Consider the following 19,520-nt stretch of genomic DNA (forward strand, 5'->3'; position numbering starts at 1 on the left):
TAGCGGGCGGGGAGCCCGTCAGCGCCTGCCGCTGGCGGGCGAGCCGGTCAGGACGCCGGCATCCGTGCGCGGGGTGCGCTTGGCGGGCTTGCGCGGCCCCAGTTGCAGAAGCGGCTCGACGTTTTCGTTGCGCGTTACCGGCGGATCGAGGACCTGGCGCATCCCCTCTGAAAACTCCCGGCACGAACGCTCGAACTCCGCCAGCGCCTGGAGGTATTCACGACGAGCGGCTTTGTGTGTCATGGATCGCGCAGTGTCCGCGATTTCGAGGGCGCATGCATCAGGCTTTGCGCGCACCCCGGCTCATGATCTCGCGCACTCTTTCTTGCAATACGGGCACCAGCTCGTCATCGAACCAGGGATTCGACTTGAACCATGCCACGTTGCGCGGCGACGGGTGGGGCAGGGGGATCACGCCGGGCGCATGTGCCCGCCACTCTTTCGTGGTGGCAGTCACCGATGCGTGGCCCTTGTCGCGAAGAAAGTGAGTCTGCGCGTATTGGCCGATCAGCAACGTGAGCTCGATCCGGGGCATTCGGGCGAGCAGGGCATCGAGCCACAGCGGCGCGCATTCGCGGCGCGGCGGCAAGTCGCCGCTCGTGGCGCGCCCGGGATAGCAAAAGCCCATCGGAATGATCGCGACGCGATCTCGGTCGTAGAAGGCATCGGGCGAGACGCCCATCCAGCTGCGCAGCCGCTCACCGCTGCGATCGTCCCACGGCACGCCACTCGCGTGCACCTTGGCGCCGGGCGCCTGGCCGACGATGAGGATCCGCGCGGCTGCTCCCGCTTGCAACACGGGTCGCGCACCCAACGGGAGGTGGGCTTCGCACACGCGGCAGGCTCGCACCGACTCCAGAAGAGAGTCGAGGGATCGGCCACTGTCTACGATTTGAACGGGGCTCCTCATAAGTCGGGCAGAGCGTGCGTTGCGGTCCACTGAAAAGGAAAACGGCAACAATCGTAGTCGCTGCGCTACGGCCATTCGATCGACCATCACCTTCTCAAGCCCATCGCTCTCGCTGACGTGCTGGGGCTGCTGCGGCGCCATTAGCAATCCGTTACGCGCACAGGTGATTGCCGCCGAATCCTTGAAAACCAAAGTTCCTATTTGGGTCCCGGTAATGCGAAACTCTGGTCACTCGCACAAATCGGGATATCAATGGATAACGAAGCCGATGTGGTCGGGCAGGCGTTCTTGCGTGGAGAGCGCCGCCTCACCGTTCCTGAATACATCGGGCTGGTTGCATCGTGCCAGGCGGCGTTCGATGCGGCGATGGCCGAGTTGCCTCCTTCCAGGCAGGTGGATCTCTGGAACGCTTTTCATCCCGAGACCTTCCTGCCGTCCAGCGGAAGGCGGTTGCTTTGGGTGCTGCGCCGAGGCGTTCTCGACGACCTTGCCCCGAAGGCCGAGGACGTCCTGCCGCAGACCTGGCGACCCGCGCCGACCGAGCACGAGCAACTGGCCTTTCGCGCCATGCTCGAAGCGCTGGCGACGGGCCGCGAGCGCTCCGGCGAACTCACGGACTTTTGCAACGAGATTTATCAGTGGCCCTCGGTCCAGGGCGTGGCCGAATACCTCACGGCGAACCTCGCGTCGGCAGTGCGCGTAGCCGCATTGGACGTCCCTGTTGATTCCGGGCCGAGGCGGTTGGACTTGCCGAGCTGGGCGCTCGTCGGCACCTTGCTCGACGCGTTGGGCGCTGCGCCCGATCACCGGGAAATTCCGCTCGCGGCTTTCACGGCCGCGCTGTCGACGGCACTCGGCGCTGAAAGGGACACGCTGAACCGCAAGCACTCGCAGTTACTGGTCGAGTTCTACTTTGCGACGGATTCAGGCCGCCAGGCTTCTGCACCCGAAGCGCTGCTCCGGCTGAGGCTGGGTTTTGCCGAAGAGCTTGGCGAAGCGTTGGCCCAAGAGAGCGACGTTTCCCGGATCTCACTTGAAGACCGCTTTCATGAGCTTCTGCGTCCACTGCAATGGCTGCGGCTGCTTCAGTTGACTGAAGGTCTGATCGGCTGGACTGCGCTCACCCTCGTGCATCTGCCGCCGGGCCAGATTGCCAGCGACTCGCCCTTCCGGTTCCTGAAGTGATGTCGAGCGAGGTCGAGCAAGGTCGAGCGCTTCTCGCGCTTGCCGGGGCTAGTCCAGAACCGCCAGCAGGCTGACGATGCCGATCGCCACGGCGGCCAGCGCATCGCCTGCGATCAACCCGCCGCCGAACAGCGATGCGCTGCTCATGTCTTCCGGCACGTCGCTTTTCGCAGGCGTGCGCGCCGTCCAGAGGCTTCCTGCGACACCGCCAGCGCCGAACCACAGCGAAGTCGGCAAGTTGACGAAGCCTCCGAAAGACAGCGCATAGGGCGACGGCAACACAATGGCATCGAGCACGAAGCTGCGTGGACGCAACCACTTGCGCAGCAGCTCGATCACGAGGCCCGCGGCGATGCCGACGGCCATCGCAGTGCGCTGAAACGGCAGGTCCTCCGTCAGGCCGCGCAGCACGCCGACGAACTTGTAAGTCATGGCCGAACTCCATTCGGCCGGCTGCTGATCGGCCTTCAGCACGGTCTGGTCCTGGAGCAGCACCGGATAGGCCGCCATGAACAACCGCGCGAAGACCACCGCCAGCACGGCACCCACGACGACGCCCATCACCTGATAGCGGAACTGCACGACGCGCGGCGTGCCGAGCCGCCAGCCCGTGGAGCGGTCCTGCTGCATGTCGCAGGCGACACTCGTCGCCACCAGCAACACAGCGCCGGCCATCAGGCCCACGCCAGGATCGCGCAAGCCGATGGCGGCGAGGATGACGACCGTCACGACGAAGGCGGACGAGATCGGATTGGAGTCGCTGACCCCCACCGAGATGCCGTTCACCAGGGCAAACACGAGGACCAGCGCGACGGCCACCGCGAGAAAGAAGAGGGGCTGCCCCAGCAGCCAATGCCCGCATGCCAGCGTGGCGGCGGCCCAGAAGAGCACCCATGCGATCAGCCGCACGCTGTTGACGCGCCGCCAATCGTCTTTGCCTGGCGATGCATCTTGCGTGGCCCTCAAGCGTTCTTGCGGAAGGGCCCGCACGAAGAGGAGCGTCATGTCGACCAGCGCGGCGCCCATGATCGTTCCCAGGGCAATCAGGAACATGATCTTGCGCGGCGGATCGCCGGTCTGCAGCCATCCGATCGAGACGAAGTACGGTTGCAGCGCAATGCCGATCAGGCCGCCCGTCACGGCGGGGATGCCGATGCGGGCGCCGACGACGAGGCCCGCACCGAAAGTCGAAGCAGACAAGCCGATGGCGCCCAGCAGCGGAACTCGGGTCGACGCCAGCCCTGACAACAACCCGATGCCTATCCCACCGCCGAGCTGTCCCACGGAGCGCCGCAGCAGTGCGGGATCGGTCAATGCCCGAAGGATGTTGGCGACCGCCAGCCCCGAAGGAAAGGCGAGCCGCATGCGGTCGACCAGCACGGGCGTGTAGAGCATGCCGACCCCCACACCGAACATGCCCACGCAGGCAAGGTAGAGCGCCATCTGCCACGCTGGCGGCTGCGGCATGCCCATCCACGCCATGGCCTGCAGCAGCACGCCAAGCCCGCTCATGCTGGCGACGGACGAAGCCGCCGTCTGGATGTAGTTGGCGCCGTGGCGCCCGGCCGCGCCGTAGCCTGCGGTGACGGCAGAGCCGAGCAGCCCTGCCAGCACTTGTCCGCCGACGAAGAAGCCGAGCGAGAAGTTCATGTAGGCGGCCGTCACGCCGGCCAATGGCCCCAGGATGAACATGCCCGTGCACGCCAGGAGCAGGTGATATTGCCAACTGCCCTCGGTGGGCAACCAGCGCCATCGGGGGCTTTGGCTTTGGTGGGAATCCATGGACGGCGATGATCTCGCACTCGTGCCCCGCATTGGCCATTCAGTTCACCGTCAGATGACTTTCCTCGACACAATCACGCCAAACAAGAGGAGACAGCATGACGGTTCCAGCCACCTTCACCGAGATCCTTGCCCACTGGGAAGCCCGGCAGCCCGATGCCGTGGCGCTGACCTTTGGCGAATCAAGCCTGAGTTGGGCCGAGCTGGCCCGGCGGGTGCGCCGCAATGCTGCAGCGCAGCGGGCGGCGGGGCTCCAACCCGGCGACCGGATTGCCGTTCTCGATCTCAACCATCCGTCTTGCCTCGAACTCACGCTCGCGTGCGCGCAGGTCGGTACGGCCAATGCCGTGGTCAACTTCAGACTCGCCCCGCCCGAGATCGCCTATGTGATCAACGACGCGCGCGCCCGGCTGCTTTTCGTCGGACCGGAGTTCGCCGGGGCCGTCGAAAACCTGCGCGACAAGCTGCCCGCCGTGGAGCGGGTGATCCGCATCGGCGGGCCCGAAGACGAGTACGAAGCCTGGCTCGCGGCGCATGAGCCCGATGGCGAGATTCATCCTGCAAAGCCGGACGATTGCTTTCTGCAGCTGTACACGTCGGGCACCACGGGCTTTCCCAAGGGCGCGATGCTCACCCACCGCGGCATGGTCGCGCATTCATACAACGTGGCAGTCGACCAGGGCATGGATGTCGACGCACGCGTCCAGGTCGCAATGCCGTTGTTTCATGTCGGCGGGACCAGCTACTCGCTCGCGGTGATCAGCCAAGGCGCACGGATTTTCATGCTGCGCATGCCCGACCCGGCGGCGGTGCTGGAAATGCTGGAGCGCGAGAAGATCACGCACACCTTCCTGGTGCCGGCGCTGCTGGCAATGATGACCAGGGTCCCCGGTGCGGCGCAACGCGACTTCTCCGCATTGAAAACGCTGTCCTACGGTGCCTCTCCGATGCCGCTTCCGGTGATGCGCGCTTCGCTTGAGCTGTTTCCCGGAGTGATGCAGCAGGTCTATGGCATGACCGAGGAAAGCGGCGTCGTGACCATCCTCGGCGCAGCGGACCATGCCGACCCGGCAGTGGCTCACAGGCTGGTGTCGGCGGGCACGCCGATTCGCGGCGTCGAAATAAAGATCTGCGACCCGGCGACCGGCGAGGCGGTTGCGACAGGCGAGCCCGGAGAGATCTGGGTGCGCAGCGAGCAGGTGATGAGCGGCTATTGGGGCAAGCCGGAGGCCACTGCGGCGGCGATCACCAAGGACGGCTGGCTGCGCTCGGGCGATGGGGGCCACATGGATGCCGATGGCTATATCTATGTCACCGACCGCATCAAGGACATGATCATCAGCGGCGGCGAGAACATCTATCCGGCGGAAATCGAGCGGGTGCTGATCGAGCATCCGTGCATCGCCGATGTTGCAGTGATCGGTATTCCGGACGATCAGTGGGGAGAGGTCCCCAAGGCGGTGGTCGTTGCCGCGCCAGGGGCCAGCGTCGATGTCGAAGAGGTGTTGGCCTATTGCCGCGAACGCCTGGCTTCGTTCAAGTGTCCCAAGTCCTTCGATGTCATCCTGGAGTTGCCGCGGAACCCGACCGGCAAGGTCTTGAAGAAGGATCTTCGCAAGCCCTACTGGGAGGGGCGCAACCGCCAGGTCGTGTAGACCGAGGGCGAACCGACGGCACTCCTGTAGGCAGTCTCCCACGCCCGAAAGTCTCGTGGGCTGCGGTGGCTCCGCGCGACCGCGACGCAGCATGAATTCGTCTGCCGTCGCCGCGTCGCCGTGTGATTGCAGCTTTGCGGCGCGACGCATCACTCCAGGAGATCCCATGGACAAGATCGTGGACAAGATGACACCTGAGACATGGATGCTGATCGCCATCGTCGCGGCGGTCGTGCTGATCGCCCTCATTGCCTATGCCGTTTATCGCGGCAGACAGTCTCGTCGATTGCGGGAGCGCTTCGGTCCCGAGTATGAACATGCGGTCGCGACGCACGCCAGCCGCGCCGAGGCCGAAGCCGAGTTGAGGCGCCGCGAGGAGCGCGTCGAACATCTGACCATCGTTCCACTCACCCCGGCGGACGGCGCACGCTTCAGCGAAGCCTGGACCGCGCTGCAAGCCCAGTTCGTCGACAACCCGCGAGGTGTGGTCGACCAGGCGGATGCACTGGTGCGCGAACTGCTCGCCAAGCGCGGCTATCCGCTGGCCGACTTCGAGAACCGCGCGGCCGACGTTTCCGTCGATCACCCTGTCGTGGTGAACAACTACCGCGCAGCGCAGGAGATCCGGCACCGCGTTCTCCAGGGCGACGTGGAGACGGAAGAGCTGCGCAAGGCGGTGGTTCACTACCGGGCGCTGTTCGACGAATTGCTGGAAGTGCGTGAACAGCGGCCGGGCGCCAAACCCGTGCAGTCAATGCGGCCGGGCCGGCCGATGGAGGTTCGATCATGATTTTCGATTCCAAGCGCCGTCGGCCGCCAGAGGCCGAATCGGAAGTGGCGACGGTCGCGGACCGCGAGCACCGTCCCGACGAGCGAAGCGGCGGACATGAAGACGCCCCGCCCGTGGCGCACGCCACGGCCGACGCCAGAGCCGAGCAACCGATTTCCGGCGGTGGAGTTGGAATGGACGCCCATGCCCCCGCGAACCGAGCCGTGGAGCGGCAGGGCGCCGACGCTGGGCATGCGCACGGTACTGGCGGTACATCGGAGAGCGAGCGCGAAGAACTGGAACCGCTCTTTCCGCCAGACCTGGCGAAGCAATTCCGCCACGGCTGGGACGCAGTGCAGATCGGCTTTGTCGATGACCCGCGGCAGGCGGTGCGCAACGCCGACGAGTTGGTGAAGCAAGTGCTGCAAAGCCTCACGGAGACCTTCGGCGGAGAGCGCGGTCGCGTCGAAGCGCAGGTTGCGCAAGCGGATTCGACATCGACGGAAGACTTGCGAGTGGCCCTGCGGCGCTATCGCTCCTTCCTGCACCGACTGCTGTCGCTTTAGCTCCAGGCGCTCAGGTCGAGAGAAACGGCACGCCGGTGGCGCTGCCGTCTTCGATGTCGGCATCGATGTCGATGCGTGCGCCGCTTGCGGGATCGAACAGATGCACGCCGCCCGGCTTCGGGCGCAGATGCACGGTGTCGCCGGGCGCGACGGACAGGCGCTCGTGGAAGAGTGCAATCACCTGGGTATCGCCCATGCGGACGCTGAGTTGCGTGTCGGACCCGAGCGGTTCGACCACCAGGACCTGACTTGCCGCACCCTCAGCCGGCGTACAGATCTCGAAGTGCTCGGGCCTGATCCCGCAAATGACGTCGCGTCCCGCATGGATGAGAGAAGCCGTCTGCGACAGCGGCAAAGAGACGCCTGCCGCTTCAAATCCTTTCGGCGTGCAGCGGCCTCGGATGAAGTTCATCGCGGGCGAGCCGATGAAGCCGGCAACGAACTGATTGGCAGGCCGGTCGAAGAGTTCGAGCGGCGATCCGACCTGCTCGACACGGCCTGCGTTGAGCACCACGATGCGGTCGGCCATGGTCATCGCTTCGACCTGGTCGTGCGTGACATACACGGTGGTGGTCTTGAGGCGCTGGTGCAGGCCCTTGATCTCGCCTCGCATCACGATGCGCAGCTTGGCATCGAGGTTGGACAGCGGCTCGTCGAAGAGGAACACCTGCGGATTGCGCACGATCGCGCGCCCCATGGCGACGCGCTGGCGCTGCCCGCCGGAGAGTTGGCGCGGATAGCGATCGAGCAGTTGCGCCAGCCCGAGGATGTCGGCCGCCCATTGCACGCGCTGGGCGATCTCGGCGCGAGCACTGCCGCGATGCTCCAGCGAGAAGCCCATGTTCGCCGCCACCGTCATGTGCGGATAGAGCGCGTAGTTCTGGAACACCATCGCGATGTCGCGGTCCTTCGGATCGAGGTCCGTCACATCGCGTCCGCCGATGTGGATGCGCCCCTGCGTGACCGCCTCCAGTCCGGCGATCATTCGCAGCAAGGTCGACTTGCCGCAGCCCGAAGGCCCGACGAGCGCGACGAATTCGCCGTCATGAATATGCAGGTCGAGCCCGTGGATGACCTGCACGCCGCCAAAGCGTTTCTGGATTCGGGAGAGAAGGACTTCTGCCATGAATGGATTGGAGTGAAGAGGCTCAGCCTTTGAGTCCCGTATGCGCCAGGCCTTCGACGAACTGCTTTTGCGCGAGCACGAAGACGATCAGCACCGGCAGTGCCGTGAGCGTGGCCGCGGCAAGCTGGATGTTCCACATCGGCCCGCCGTAGGCGTCGGTGTATTGCGTGAGCGCCTGCGGAAGCGTGAACTTCGATGGCGTCGACAGGAAGACGATCGGCTCCAGGTAGAGATTCCAGCTATGCAGAAAGGTGAAGATCGCCACCGATGCCAGCGCCGGACGCGCCAGCGGAAGTGCGATGGTGCGGAAAATCCTGAAGCGGCCGAGACCGTCCACGCGCGCGGCTTCTTCCAGCTCCGGCGGCAGTGCGATGAAGAACTGGCGCATCACGAATGTCGCAAAAACGCTCGGTGCGCCGAAGACCGGAATCAGCACCAGCGGCCAATGCGTGTTGACCCAGCCCAGCTTCAGAAACATCTGGAACAGCGGCACGATGGTGACTTCGGAGGGGATCAGCAAGCCCGTCAGCACCACGATGAACAACGCATTGGCGCCAGGAAAGCGAATGCGCGCGAACGCATATCCGGCCATCGATGAGATCGCGAGCGTGGCAGCCGTGACCACTGCGGCAATCCATGCCGAGTTCCAGTACTGCTGCGCGAAGGGCTGCACCGTGAACACCTGCTTGTAAGTGCTCCAGTCGGGATGCGACGGAAAAAGCTGCGGCGGAAAAACGAAGATGTCGCTGATCGGCTTGAACGACGAAGTCACCATCCACCAGGTCGGGAACACGAACGGAATCAGCAACACGCACAGCAAGCCGTACAGCACGACTTTCATGCGTCCGGAGGTCTGGTTGATTTCACTGTTCATGGAAGACGAACTTCTTGCGCATTTGCCATTGCGCGAGCGTCAGCAGTGCGACGATCGCGAACAGCACGATCGCCAGCGTCGATCCATAGCCGAACCGATGGAACTGAAAAGTCTGCTGGTACAGGTAGTACACCAGCACGGTGGTCGACACTCCGGGGCCGCCTTGCGTCAGCACCGCGATCTGCGCGAACACCTGCAGCGAACCGACGATCGTGATGATGGACGTCAGCAGGATCGTCGGACTGATGAGCGGCAGCGTGATGCGGCGAAACTGCTTGAAGCGCGGCGCTCCGTCGATGCGCGCAGCCTCGTAGAGTTCGCGCGGGACGCCTTGCAAAGCCGCGAGAAACAGCACCATGTTGAGCCCGACGTTCTTGAACACCTGCACCACGATCACCGAAAGCATCGCCGTGGTGGGTGTGCGCAGCCAGTTCGGTCCTTCGATGCCCAACAGCGCGAGCATGCCGTTGATGCCGCCGTTGTTCTGCAACAGAAAGCCCCAGACGATGGTCCAGGCAACCAGCGAAACCACCACCGGGGAAAAGAACAGCGTGCGAAACACCGTGATGCCGGGAAGCTTCTGGTTCAGCAACACCGCCAGCAAGAGCGCCAGCGACATGTTCAGGATCACCAGTCCGCCCGAGAACAAGGCGGAAGCGATCAGCACAGAAGGCAGCAGAGGGTCGTTCAGCAACTGCTGGTAGTTGGCGGTGCCTGTGTAGTTGAAGGTGTTGGCCAGCACGTTCCATTCGTGCAGCGAATACCAGAACACCAGCAGCAGCGGCACGAGCACGAAGACGAGCGTCCCCGCCAGTTGTGGTGCGGCGAACAGCAAGCCCGCCACGCTGTCGCGCCGCGCAATGGTCCAGAACGGCCGCGGCGCCGGGAGCGGCTCGGGCGTGCGATCGAGTACGCGTGCCATGGCGCCTCAGGCCTTATTGCGCGAGCAGCGGGCCGATCTGCGCGCAGATCGAGCGCGTCGCCGCAGGGATGTCGGCCTTCGGCTGCCACACGGCATCGAGACCGGAGCGCACCATCTGCTGCAGGCGCGCGAAGTCCGTGTGTGCCGGCATGACCTTGCCGGTGGAGATGCCCGAGACGACGACCTTGTCGAGCTGCACCGGCGAGAGCAGGGCATTCGTCTTGCCGAGCACTTCGGCATTGAGCAAGGACTTGCGCGCCGAAGGGAAGAACTGCGCGAGCTTGGCCGAGTTCTCCGGATTGGTCATGTAGCCGACGAAAGCGGTCGCCATCGCCGCGTCCTTGCCTGCCTTCAGCACGCCGATGCCTGCCTGTCCGACGATCGCGTAATCGCCGGCCGGACCCTTGGGCAGCGGCACGAGATCCCAGTCGAAGCGCTTGTCCTTGGGAAGCAGCGAGGCACGGCTGATCTGCGTGATCGTCATTGCGGCGTCGCCGGCGAAGAAGTCGACGTTCTGCCCCGGCCCGGGGATTGCCTTCTTCACGAAGATCGCCTCGTGGATGAAGCCAAGCGCATCGACCATCGGCCTGTCTGCGAAGGTGCAACGCTTGCCGTCGGCACTCCAGGGCGCGGCGCCCCATGCGTTCCATACCGACGACAGGTATTGCCAGGCCTGGTAGTTGAAGTCGCGCACCACGAGGCCGCCCTTGCCGCCTTGCGCCACGGCCTGAGCGGTTGCGATGGCATTGGGCCAGGTCCATTCGCCGGCGGCGATCAGTTCCGCCGGGGTCTTGGCGCCGGCCTTGCGGATGAGGTCGTTGTTGACGAACACCGCAAAAGGCGAGGTCGAGAAGGGATAGGCGTAGAGCACGCCGTCCTTCGACCAGCGCTCTGTGGCGGAAGGGCTGATCTCGCCCAGGTTGTAGCCCGGGGTGGCGGCGAGCGGCTTGCTGAGCGGCACGAGCGCGCCCGAGTTGACGAAGTCATAGGCGCTGGTCTCGAAGATCCACGCCATGTCCGGCGCGTTGCCGCCGGCGATCTGCGTGGTGAGCGCCGTGGTGTAGTTCTCGAAAGGCAGCGACTCGAAGGTGACAGTGACGTCGGGATGCTCCTTCTTGAAGCCATCGGCAATGCCGTTGAAGAGCTTCAAGTGGGCTTCGTTGGCGCTCCAGATGGTCATGCGAAGCCTAGTCTCTGCCGATGCGCCGGCCGCGAGCGCGAGCGACAGGGCCAGGCCGCCGGCAATGGCGCGCAGGGTGACGGACTTCTTGCTTTGAAACATGGGTGGTCTCCTCGGTGTCTTCTCGGTGAGCGGGCTCAGTAGGCGCGCACGTCGGGCCAGCGCGTCTCCACGCCCGCGCGGGCCAGCAGCGCCTGGAAGCTCGCGAGCCGCGTGTCGTCCGCCTGCACCTGGTGCGGCGTCACCTTGCCTTCGAGGCAATGCGCCGCCAGCATGCCGGCCACTTCGCCTACGTTCCATTCGACCGGGTGCAGCCGGTAGCAGCCGTTGGTGATGTGCGTCGTGGCGATGTTCTTGCCGCCGGCCAGCAGGTTCGTCATGCGGCGCGGCAGCAAGGCGCCCAGCGGGATTTCGAAGGGGCAGGACGGCACGTCGATGTAGTTGTCGCCGCCCGTCGAGGGGTGCAGGTCGATGCGGTACATGCCGACGCCCACGCTGTCGCGGTAGTGCACTGCGCCCTGGTCGCCGCGCACGGCATGCGACAGATGCTGCTCGACGATGCGTGTCATGCCGATGATGCGCCGGCTCTCTCGCACATAGGGCGCCATGGCCAGGCCGTGCGTCGTGCCCGTGACGTCGCCGCGCAGGCGCAGCCCCGGAAAACCCGTTCCGCCATCGGCGCGTGGTGCTTCGGTCTGCAGCCAGTAGAAGACCGAGTGCGACAACTCCGCCGCGGACTGCAGATGGCGCGCCTTCTCATCTTCGGAGACATCGAGGATCGACCCCTCCATGTAGTCGATCATGGGCCAGTTCACGAGGCAGATGTCGGACGCATAAGCGCCCGGCCTGAAGTTGCGCCGCGCCGCGATGCGCCTGAAGGTCCACAGGTTCTGGTCGCCTCCGCTCTTGCGTTGGTCTGCATCTACGAGCAACGGATCGTCATCCGGATTGGGCGTGAACGATCGCTCGGCGATCTCCAACGTGCGCGGGTTCGGCGCCTTGAAGCCGAGCAGCGGGCCGCCCCAGAAGTGCGGTTGATATTCGCGCCAGAAGTCGTAGTTGCGGGGTTTGTCGATGGTGTGGTCGCCGTCGACGTGGTCGATCGCAAAGCAGATCGAAACGGCCTGCACGTTGTCCGGCTGTGCGGTCGGCGGGGCGCTCGGCTCGCCGGTGTCGGCCTGGCTTTCGAAGCCGATCGCGTATTCGCAGCCAGTCAGGGGCAGCACGTCGCCCAGCTCGGTGGCGTCGATGACGAACGCGGCCGCGACCGTGATCTCTTCCTGCGTGTCGCGATGGCGCAGCGTGACCGAACGCACTTTGTCGCCGTCGGTGTCGGCCGCCACCGGGCGGTACGGTTGCAGCACTGTCAGGCGACCTGCGCCGCGATGAGGCGCCAGCATGGCTTCGATTACCGCGAGCCCGACGCGCGGTTCGGCGCAGAGGCGGCTGACCCAGCCGGCGCCGGGGTTGAGTTCGTCCCATGCGCGGCTGGCCGCGGTGAGCGGATAGTGATCGCGGTAATAGCGCCGGATGCCATTGCGCAGCGCGCGATAACGGCGCGTGACGCCGAACTGCTCTACCCAGCTGTGCTCGTCCGGCGGCACCGCCTGGCTGGTGAGCTGTCCGCCGAGCCAGTCGTACTCCTCGCTCATCACCACCGAACGGCCGGCCTCCAGCGCGCCCAGCGCAGCGGCCACGCCGCCGAGGCCGCCGCCTACCACCAGGATGTCCGTCTTCATTTCTCGCATGCTGTGTCGTTTCAGTCGGTTGAGGTGTCAGTGAGCGTTGGCAGGCCCGAGGGTTTCGCCGCGGATCGGCTCGCAAGGCAGCAGCACTTGTTGCACGGCTTGCGACATGCCGCCTTCAACCCGACGGACCAGCATCGCGGTCGCCTGGCGGCCCATCTCTTCGCGTGGAACCACGAACGAGGCGAAACGCGTGCCACTGCCTTCGGTGCGAACGTGAGAGCCCAGGGCGACGACGGACAAGTCTTCCGGCAGCGCCAGGCCGCGCGCCTTGGCCGCGCGCTCCATTCGAACGACGTCGGCAAGCTCGACGCAGAAAGCGACCGTCGCGCCGCTGCCGAGCAGGGCGTCGAGCAGTTCAACGTCGTCGGCTGGCGTGTCCGGCATTTGCAGGACCAGTTCCATGTCGGCGCCGAGGGCCGCGGAGAAGCCTGTCCAGCGATCGAACTGCGACTCCGCCGGACCGATGGACCCCAGATAGGCCAGGCGGCGATGCCCGAGGTCGTGGGCCTGCCGCACGAGAGCGCCCGTGGCCGCGGCATAGTCGCCGCCCACGAAAGGCACTCGCCCGCCGGCATCCTCGCGCCGGCCGATCGCAACGAAGGGAAAGTCGCCGGCCACCAGCCGCGCGAGTTCCGTCCGGTCGAAGGTCTTGCCCAGCACGATGCAGCCATCGGCGATGCGCAGCCGGCTTTCCTCGGCAAATATCTTTCGCTGTGCGTCACTGCTGGCGCCGGTCAAAAGCAGAAGGTCGTAGCCCCGCGCCTGCGCTTCCTCCTCGATTCCGAAGAGAAAGGGCAGGAAGAAGTCGGCGTGCGCGTTCGGAAAAGCGGGTTCGTAGGTGAACACGCCGAGGATGCGGTTCGAGCCCTTCGCCATCCGGCGCGCAATCGGATCGGGCACATAGCCGGTGTCGCGAATGATCTTCTGCACTCGCTCGCGGGTTTCAGGCGGAATGCGGGCGAGCGCGTTTTCGGCCCCGTTGAGCACCAGGGACACGGTCGCCTGACTCACGCCCGCGAGCTTGGCGATGTCGAGCTGGGTGACGCGGCGGGCGGCGGGCATTTGTGGCTGCTGATGCGCATTAGCAATTTAGTAATGCGTATTATCAGCAAAGAATCCGCAACTTCGCGGTGGAAAGAGGGCAGGGATTTCCCTGCTTTATCTGCTTTATCTGCTTTAGGGACGCAAAAGCAGCGGCCGCAAAAACAGCAAACCCAACAGAGGTCCGGGCAGCAAAAGCCAGGCGATCGAGGTTCCCATCCGGTCCACGCTCGAAGTGACCCAGGTGATCGACAACACTGTCACGAAGAAGCCCAGGCTGTTCTGGATTGCCAGTGCACTGCCGACGGCGGTGGGCGGGCAGGCCTTGGCCGCGATGGCCGAGAACTGCGCGGAGTCCGCAATGACCGCGACGCCCCAGAGCACCAGCGCCGCCATGCACAGGCCGAGTCCCGCGGTGCTCACCCAGGGATAGACAAGACACATCGTCCCCGACGCTGCCAGGGCTGCGGCGGCGACCCTGGGGCTGCCGAATCGCTTGCTCATGGAGCCGCCGAGCACGCAGCCGACTGCACCGACAGCGATCACGAAGAAGGACAGTGACGAGATCCAGCGCGGCTGGATCGCTGCGGCGATTCCTGACTGCCGCACCGCATGGGCGACCAGGAACGGCACCACGGTCCAGAAGGCATAGAGCTCCCACATGTGACCGAAGTAGCCGAGCGCACCCGCCCTGAATGCGGGGTTCCTGAACATGGTGAGTGCTTCGCCCCAGCGCGCGCTTCTTCCGGGTTGTCGCTTCAAGTAGGGCCCATCGCCCAGCGAGAACACCGCGGCAGCCGCGAGCAGCGCCAGCACGGATGACGTCAGGATGACGCCCTGCCACGACAGGTCGCCGCCCGCCGCACGTATGGCGTGGGGCAGGGCGGTTCCGAGCGTCAGCATCGCCACCAGCAGCCCCAGCGATGCACCGGTGCTGCCTTCGCTCCACGAGATGACCATCTTCATGCCCAGCGGGTAGATCCCGGCCAGGCACACGCCGACGATCAATCGCAGCACGAGCGCTTGGTGCAGGTCGACGGGCGCGAGCGCAAAAGCCGCGTTGAATGCAGCGCCCGCCACGCACGACACCGCGAATATCCGGCTCGCGGAAAAGCGATCCGCCAGACCCGATATGGCGAGGAGCAGCGTTCCGAGGATGAACCCGATCTGCACCGCACTCGTGAGCTGCCCCAGTTGCGCCGGAGAAAGCGACCAGACGCGCACCAGGTCGTCCGCCGCGCTGTTGGGGCTGAACCAGAGCGAGGTGCCGAACAGTTGCGCGATGACGATGGTCGCGACCGGGTGTCGGCTCCAGGTGTGACGCTTCATTGGTCGACCCGTCGTTTGTCGTTTATGTTTCCCCTGGGCAGGACGCCGGCACCGGCCGCCTCGCCGGGCTTTTCTGGTACGGGCGCCGATAATGCGCCTCGCCGGATAAACCCTGCTTCAACTTGCTAAAGTTCGCGTCAGTTCGCAAACCATTTGCCCTGCTGGCGAGTGCCGCTGCGCCCTTGTTCAACCTATCCAAAGCCTGCCATGACTGCCGGAAAATCCCAGATCATCTACACCCTCACCGACGAGGCGCCTCGCCTGGCAACCGCTTCGCTGCTGCCCATCATCAAGACCTTCGCCGCGCCGGCCGGCATCGACGTCACCACCAGCGACATCTCGGTGGCCAGCCGCATCCTGGGGCAGTTTTCAGAGCTGTTGACCGAAGCGCAGCGCGTGCCGGACAACCTGGCCGAACTCGGCAAGCTGACGCTTCGCCCTGAAGCCAACATCGTCAAGCTGCCCAACATCAGCGCGTCCGTGGCCCAGCTGAAAGCCGCCATCAAGGAACTGCAGGACAAGGGCTACAAGATTCCGGATTACCCCGAGAACCCGAAGACGGACGAGGAAAAGGACATCCGCGCCCGCTACAACAAGTGCATCGGCAGCGCGGTGAACCCGGTCCTTCGCGAAGGCAATTCCGACCGCCGCGCGCCCAGGGCAGTGAAGGAATTCGCACGCAAGCATCCGCACAGCATGGCCGAGTGGAGCCAGGCGTCGCGCTCGCACGTGTCGCACATGCATCACGGCGACTTCTATCACGGCGAAAAGTCGATGACGCTTGACAAGGCCCGCGACGTGAAGATGGAACTGATCACCAAGAGCGGCAAGGCGATCGTGCTCAAGCCGAAGGTCTCGCTGCTGGAGCGCGAGGTGGTCGACTCGATGTTCATGAGTAAGAAGGCGCTGGTCGACTTCTATGAGCAGCAGATCCAGGACGCCCACAACACCGGCGTGATGTTCTCGCTGCACGTGAAGGCGACCATGATGAAGGTGTCGCACCCGATCGTGTTCGGCCATTGCGTCAAGATCTTCTACCGCGAGGCTTTCGAGAAGCACGCCAAGCTCTTCGAAGAACTGGGCGTGAACGTCAACAACGGCATGGTCGATCTCTACAACAAGATCGCCGCGCTGCCACAGAGCACGCAGGACGAGATCCGGCGCGACCTGCATGCGTGCCATGAGCACCGCCCCGAACTGGCCATGGTGGATTCCGCCAAGGGCATCACCAACTTCCATTCGCCCAACGACATCATCGTGGACGCCTCGATGCCCGCGATGATCCGCAACGGCGGCAAGATGTACGGCGCCGACGGTCGCCTGAAGGACGTGAAGGCCGTCATGCCTGAAAGCACCTTCGCCCGCATCTACCAGGAGATGATCAACTTCTGCAAATGGCACGGCGCGTTCGACCCGAAGACCATGGGCACGGTGCCCAACGTCGGCCTCATGGCCCAGCAGGCCGAGGAATACGGCTCGCACGACAAGACCTTCGAGATCACCGAAGACGGCATGGCCAACATCACCGACCTCAACACCGGCGAAGTGCTGCTCAGCCAGAACGTGGAAGCCGGCGACATCTGGCGCATGTGCCAGGTCAAGGACGCCGCCATCCGCGACTGGGTCAAGCTGGCCGTCACGCGTGCGCGCAACTCGGGCATGCCGGTGGTGTTCTGGCTGGACGCCTATCGTCCGCATGAAGCGCAGCTGATCACCAAGGTCAAGATGTACCTGCACGAGCACGACACGACGGGGCTCGACATCCAGATCATGAGCCAGGTGCGTGCCATGCGCTACACGCTGGAGCGTGTCGTTCGCGGTCTGGACACCATCAGCGCGACCGGCAACATCCTGCGCGACTACCTCACCGACCTGTTCCCCATCATGGAACTCGGCACGTCGGCCAAGATGCTGTCGATCGTGCCGCTGATGGCCGGCGGCGGCATGTACGAAACGGGCGCCGGCGGCTCGGCGCCCAAGCACGTACAGCAACTGGTGGAAGAGAACCACTTGCGCTGGGATTCGCTGGGTGAGTACCTGGCGTTGGCCGTGAGCCTGGAAGACCTGGGCATCAAGAACAACAACGCCAAGGCCAAGGTCCTGGCGAAGACGCTCGACGCCGCCACCGGCAAGCTGCTGGACAACAACAAGGGTCCGTCGCCCAAGACCGGTCAGCTCGACAACCGCGGCAGTCATTTCTATCTCGCGCTCTACTGGGCGCAGGCTTTGGCCGAACAGTCCGACGACAAGGAACTGGCCGCGCACTTCAAGCCGCTCGCAGACGCCTTGGCCGCCAACGAGAAGAAGATCGTCGACGAACTCGCTGCCGTGCAGGGCAAGCCGGCCGAGATCGGCGGCTACTACCTGCCGGACCCGGCGAAGACCGATGCCGTGATGCGCCCCAGCGCAACGTTGAACTCGACGCTCGCCGCCGCGAGCGCCTGACCGCGGAAGCCTCCTTCGGAAGCGCCGCTTTCAACGGCCTTCCGACGGCCTCCGATCGAGCCGGTCAGTTGGCTGCCTACAGCCAATCGCGCGCTCCGCCTGACGTCGCGCCCCACCCGCGCGAAATAGCTTGGTAGAACCAGCCGCCCGGGAGTGCGGAAGTCTGATCATGCCGGCTCCCGAGCTGTTCCAGCAGACGGAGCCAGCCATGAAGCCCAAGCAGTTCATCGATCTTTGTCGAACTTCGGTCGTGGCGTGGTCCGACGACTACGCGCCCAGCATGGGCGCAGCCATCTCGTACTACACGATCTTCTCGATGGCGCCGCTGCTCGTGATCGTGATCGCCATCGCCGGCGCCTTGTTCGGCCGTGAAGCCGCCCAAGGGCAGATCGTGGCGCAGATTTCAGGGCTGGTCGGCCAGGACGGAGCGACCGCGGTCGAAGGACTGCTGCGCAGCGCGAACGAGCCGCAGCGCGGCCTCATTGCAGGATCGATCAGCGTCGTGGTGCTGCTCATCGGCGCGACGTCGGTCTTCGCTGAGCTCCAGAGCGCGCTCGACCGCATCTGGCATGTCCCCGAAAAGGAAAAGCCCTCGGGCGTGTGGGCCGTGCTGCGTGCGCGGATCCTGTCGTTTGGCCTGATCCTGGGGCTCGCTTTCCTGCTGATCGTCTCGCTTGTCGTGAGTGCAATGCTGGCGGTGTTCGACACGTGGTTCGGAAGCCTGCTCCCCGGCTGGGAGGTCATTCTGCAGGGCATCAACGAGCTGTTCTCGATCGGGATCTTCACGCTTCTCTTCGCGATGATTTTCAAGTTGATGCCGACCGTGCCGATTGCCTGGAAGGACGTGGCGACCGGCGCCTTCGTCACGGCGCTGCTGTTCGAACTCGGCAAGTTGCTGATCGGGCTCTACTTGGGCAAAAGTGGATTCCAGCAGTCGTTTGCGGCCGCCGGGTCGCTGGTCGTGCTGGTGGCCTGGGTCTACTACGCCTCGCAGATATTTCTGCTCGGCGCCGAGTTCACCAAAGCCTACGCAGACCGGCACGGCTCACGCTCCGCTCGCCGGGCGGCGGACGCGACGCGCAGCAGCGCGGACAGCGCAGGGCCGACCAAGGCTTCGGCCGGTGCGGCACCGCCGCCGCCGATGCCGGACTACTCCGGCCTTGGCCAGACTGCCAGGATGCAAGTCGAGGTCGACCGTCGCGTCGACTCGGCAGCGCAGCAACTCATCAAGCGCCTGGTGGTGCTGGGCGTTCTGGTGACCGCCAACGCAGTGGCGGCCCGCTGGACCAAGCGCAAGGAAAAATCAAGGCGCCAGCGCAGGATGCGCACTGCGGCTTGAGCGCATCTGGCTTCGCAGGCCTTCAGGGGCTTTCAGCTGTGTCCCGGCCAGCCGGGCAGGTACGCGCATTTCTTCGATCGAGCCACTTCCAGCGCCTGGGCCAGGGCCTCCTTCGGATCTTCGTCGAGAAGGTTTTTCTGAATGGCGCGCCGAAAGTGATTCGCCCAAAGGAACTCGAGAAACGGCGCATCGGACTTGGCAAAGCCGCCGGCATCCCGAACCTCGCCGGCCAGGCTGCGATACGGATCGTCGCGCAGGTCCTCGAACGCCTTGGGAATGTCGTCGAATTCCCGCCGGTCGCCTGATTCGTCGTAGGGGTGGACCCAGCTGTAGTGGTCCATGAAGATCCAGAAGCTCCGGGGCTCGAGTTTGGACAGGTCCTTCACCACACCGACCGTGACGGATTCGGATTTTTCGCGCACGAGTGCGGCGGCGGTGTGATGGTGGTCGACGATGTAGAAGGTCTTGCCCGGCCCCTGGATGGCCGGGAACAACTCGCGCCGCATGGCCTCACGCCTTTCCTTGGGCGCAAGCTTAGACCACGACTTACGCTTTTTGTCGACTTCCTTGAACCCGACAGTGATCTGCGTTGGACGAAGCTCTCGGAGCTTCACGTCCTTGAGCTGCGAGCCAATGCTGTACATCGAAA

Annotated in this window: 17 protein-coding genes; 6 read left to right on the forward strand and 11 right to left on the reverse strand. The window is 64.7% G+C overall.

Annotated features, from left to right (window positions below; translation table 11 throughout):
- Nucleotides 1-18 precede the first annotated feature (18 nt).
- Nucleotides 19-243 (reverse strand): hypothetical protein, encoded by a 225-nt coding sequence (locus AC1DSF_RS09170; protein ID WP_478182712.1) that lies wholly within the window; start codon nucleotides 241-243, stop codon nucleotides 19-21.
- 37 nt (nucleotides 244-280) lie between these two features.
- Complete coding sequence (locus tag AC1DSF_RS09175) at nucleotides 281-910, reverse strand: uracil-DNA glycosylase family protein (protein ID WP_478143738.1); 630 nt, start codon at nucleotides 908-910, stop codon at nucleotides 281-283.
- Between the two features lie 252 nt (nucleotides 911-1,162).
- On the opposite strand from AC1DSF_RS09175, the gene AC1DSF_RS09180 reads away from it, so the two are divergent.
- On the forward strand, nucleotides 1,163-2,095 hold the full coding sequence (locus AC1DSF_RS09180) for a hypothetical protein (protein WP_478182713.1): 933 nt from the start codon (nucleotides 1,163-1,165) through the stop codon (nucleotides 2,093-2,095).
- A 48-nt stretch (nucleotides 2,096-2,143) separates the two neighbouring features.
- Here the strand turns inward: AC1DSF_RS09180 and AC1DSF_RS09185 are convergent, their stop codons facing one another.
- Nucleotides 2,144-3,877 (reverse strand): OPT/YSL family transporter, encoded by a 1,734-nt coding sequence (locus AC1DSF_RS09185; protein WP_478182714.1) that lies wholly within the window; start codon nucleotides 3,875-3,877, stop codon nucleotides 2,144-2,146.
- A 98-nt stretch (nucleotides 3,878-3,975) separates the two neighbouring features.
- On the opposite strand from AC1DSF_RS09185, the gene AC1DSF_RS09190 reads away from it, so the two are divergent.
- The 3 genes from AC1DSF_RS09190 to AC1DSF_RS09200 all read left to right on the forward strand — a co-directional run bounded on the left by AC1DSF_RS09190 (nucleotide 3,976) and on the right by AC1DSF_RS09200 (nucleotide 6,867).
- Nucleotides 3,976-5,532: a long-chain-fatty-acid--CoA ligase gene (locus AC1DSF_RS09190; protein ID WP_478182715.1), complete on the forward strand. Its 1,557-nt coding sequence runs from the start codon at nucleotides 3,976-3,978 to the stop codon at nucleotides 5,530-5,532.
- Between the two features lie 205 nt (nucleotides 5,533-5,737).
- On the forward strand, nucleotides 5,738-6,322 hold the full coding sequence (locus AC1DSF_RS09195; protein ID WP_478182716.1) for a hypothetical protein: 585 nt from the start codon (nucleotides 5,738-5,740) through the stop codon (nucleotides 6,320-6,322).
- Nucleotides 6,319-6,867 carry a hypothetical protein gene (locus AC1DSF_RS09200; RefSeq protein WP_478182717.1) on the forward strand — a complete coding sequence of 183 codons (549 nt, stop codon included), beginning with the start codon at nucleotides 6,319-6,321 and terminating at the stop codon, nucleotides 6,865-6,867. Before AC1DSF_RS09195 ends, AC1DSF_RS09200 begins: the two co-directional genes overlap by 4 nt.
- 10 nt (nucleotides 6,868-6,877) lie before the next feature.
- Here AC1DSF_RS09200 and AC1DSF_RS09205 read toward each other — a convergent pair whose 3' ends face one another.
- The 7 genes from AC1DSF_RS09205 to AC1DSF_RS09235 form a co-directional block, all read right to left on the reverse strand.
- Nucleotides 6,878-7,993, reverse strand: a complete 1,116-nt coding sequence (locus AC1DSF_RS09205; RefSeq protein WP_478182718.1) for an ABC transporter ATP-binding protein — start codon at nucleotides 7,991-7,993, stop codon at nucleotides 6,878-6,880.
- Between the two features lie 22 nt (nucleotides 7,994-8,015).
- Nucleotides 8,016-8,867 carry a carbohydrate ABC transporter permease gene (locus tag AC1DSF_RS09210; RefSeq protein ID WP_478182719.1) on the reverse strand — a complete coding sequence of 284 codons (852 nt, stop codon included), beginning with the start codon at nucleotides 8,865-8,867 and terminating at the stop codon, nucleotides 8,016-8,018.
- Nucleotides 8,857-9,789: a carbohydrate ABC transporter permease gene (locus AC1DSF_RS09215; RefSeq protein WP_478143744.1), complete on the reverse strand. Its 933-nt coding sequence runs from the start codon at nucleotides 9,787-9,789 to the stop codon at nucleotides 8,857-8,859. The genes AC1DSF_RS09210 and AC1DSF_RS09215 overlap by 11 nt, the downstream gene beginning before the upstream one ends.
- A gap of 13 nt (nucleotides 9,790-9,802) precedes the next feature.
- Nucleotides 9,803-11,071: an ABC transporter substrate-binding protein gene (locus AC1DSF_RS09220; protein ID WP_478182720.1), complete on the reverse strand. Its 1,269-nt coding sequence runs from the start codon at nucleotides 11,069-11,071 to the stop codon at nucleotides 9,803-9,805.
- A 35-nt stretch (nucleotides 11,072-11,106) separates the two neighbouring features.
- Entirely contained in the window at nucleotides 11,107-12,708 is a 1,602-nt protein-coding gene (locus AC1DSF_RS09225; protein WP_478182721.1) for an FAD-dependent oxidoreductase, read from the reverse strand.
- A 36-nt stretch (nucleotides 12,709-12,744) separates the two neighbouring features.
- A complete protein-coding gene (locus AC1DSF_RS09230; RefSeq protein WP_478182722.1) occupies nucleotides 12,745-13,779 on the reverse strand; it encodes a LacI family DNA-binding transcriptional regulator in 1,035 nt (344 codons plus the stop codon).
- 114 nt (nucleotides 13,780-13,893) lie between these two features.
- Nucleotides 13,894-15,087 carry an MFS transporter gene (locus tag AC1DSF_RS09235; protein WP_478124445.1) on the reverse strand — a complete coding sequence of 398 codons (1,194 nt, stop codon included), beginning with the start codon at nucleotides 15,085-15,087 and terminating at the stop codon, nucleotides 13,894-13,896.
- 207 nt (nucleotides 15,088-15,294) lie between these two features.
- Between AC1DSF_RS09235 and AC1DSF_RS09240 the strand changes: the two genes are divergently transcribed.
- Both AC1DSF_RS09240 and AC1DSF_RS09245 read left to right on the forward strand, forming a co-directional pair.
- Nucleotides 15,295-17,532, forward strand: coding sequence for an NADP-dependent isocitrate dehydrogenase (locus AC1DSF_RS09240; protein WP_478182723.1), 2,238 nt, complete (start codon nucleotides 15,295-15,297; stop codon nucleotides 17,530-17,532).
- A 169-nt stretch (nucleotides 17,533-17,701) separates the two neighbouring features.
- Complete coding sequence (locus AC1DSF_RS09245; RefSeq protein WP_478143749.1) at nucleotides 17,702-18,871, forward strand: YihY/virulence factor BrkB family protein; 1,170 nt, start codon at nucleotides 17,702-17,704, stop codon at nucleotides 18,869-18,871.
- A 32-nt stretch (nucleotides 18,872-18,903) separates the two neighbouring features.
- On the opposite strand, the gene AC1DSF_RS09250 is transcribed toward AC1DSF_RS09245, so the two are convergent.
- Nucleotides 18,904-19,515, reverse strand: coding sequence for a ParB-like protein (locus AC1DSF_RS09250; protein WP_478124448.1), 612 nt, complete (start codon nucleotides 19,513-19,515; stop codon nucleotides 18,904-18,906).
- Nucleotides 19,516-19,520 lie beyond the last annotated feature (5 nt).

It is taken from the genome of Variovorax sp. 01N429 (genome assembly GCF_056399425.1).

Bases quoted from the DNA above. Each gene is read 5' to 3' on its own strand.
- AC1DSF_RS09205 (WP_478182718.1), bottom strand. From the start codon at position 7,993: ATGGCAGAAGTCCTTCTCTCCCGAATCCAGAAACGCTTTGGCGGCGTG.
- AC1DSF_RS09240 (WP_478182723.1), top strand. From the start codon at position 15,295: ATGACTGCCGGAAAATCCCAGATCATCTACACCCTCACCGACGAGGCG.
- AC1DSF_RS09190 (WP_478182715.1), top strand. From the start codon at position 3,976: ATGACGGTTCCAGCCACCTTCACCGAGATCCTTGCCCACTGGGAAGCC.
- AC1DSF_RS09170 (WP_478182712.1), bottom strand. From the start codon at position 243: ATGACACACAAAGCCGCTCGTCGTGAATACCTCCAGGCGCTGGCGGAG.
- AC1DSF_RS09235 (WP_478124445.1), bottom strand. From the start codon at position 15,087: ATGAAGCGTCACACCTGGAGCCGACACCCGGTCGCGACCATCGTCATC.
- AC1DSF_RS09215 (WP_478143744.1), bottom strand. From the start codon at position 9,789: ATGGCACGCGTACTCGATCGCACGCCCGAGCCGCTCCCGGCGCCGCGG.
- AC1DSF_RS09230 (WP_478182722.1), bottom strand. From the start codon at position 13,779: ATGCCCGCCGCCCGCCGCGTCACCCAGCTCGACATCGCCAAGCTCGCG.
- AC1DSF_RS09220 (WP_478182720.1), bottom strand. From the start codon at position 11,071: ATGTTTCAAAGCAAGAAGTCCGTCACCCTGCGCGCCATTGCCGGCGGC.
- AC1DSF_RS09245 (WP_478143749.1), top strand. From the start codon at position 17,702: ATGCCGGCTCCCGAGCTGTTCCAGCAGACGGAGCCAGCCATGAAGCCC.
- AC1DSF_RS09225 (WP_478182721.1), bottom strand. From the start codon at position 12,708: ATGAAGACGGACATCCTGGTGGTAGGCGGCGGCCTCGGCGGCGTGGCC.
- AC1DSF_RS09180 (WP_478182713.1), top strand. From the start codon at position 1,163: ATGGATAACGAAGCCGATGTGGTCGGGCAGGCGTTCTTGCGTGGAGAG.
- AC1DSF_RS09185 (WP_478182714.1), bottom strand. From the start codon at position 3,877: ATGGATTCCCACCAAAGCCAAAGCCCCCGATGGCGCTGGTTGCCCACC.
- AC1DSF_RS09175 (WP_478143738.1), bottom strand. From the start codon at position 910: ATGAGGAGCCCCGTTCAAATCGTAGACAGTGGCCGATCCCTCGACTCT.
- AC1DSF_RS09210 (WP_478182719.1), bottom strand. From the start codon at position 8,867: ATGAACAGTGAAATCAACCAGACCTCCGGACGCATGAAAGTCGTGCTG.
- AC1DSF_RS09250 (WP_478124448.1), bottom strand. From the start codon at position 19,515: ATGTACAGCATTGGCTCGCAGCTCAAGGACGTGAAGCTCCGAGAGCTT.
- AC1DSF_RS09195 (WP_478182716.1), top strand. From the start codon at position 5,738: ATGCTGATCGCCATCGTCGCGGCGGTCGTGCTGATCGCCCTCATTGCC.
- AC1DSF_RS09200 (WP_478182717.1), top strand. From the start codon at position 6,319: ATGATTTTCGATTCCAAGCGCCGTCGGCCGCCAGAGGCCGAATCGGAA.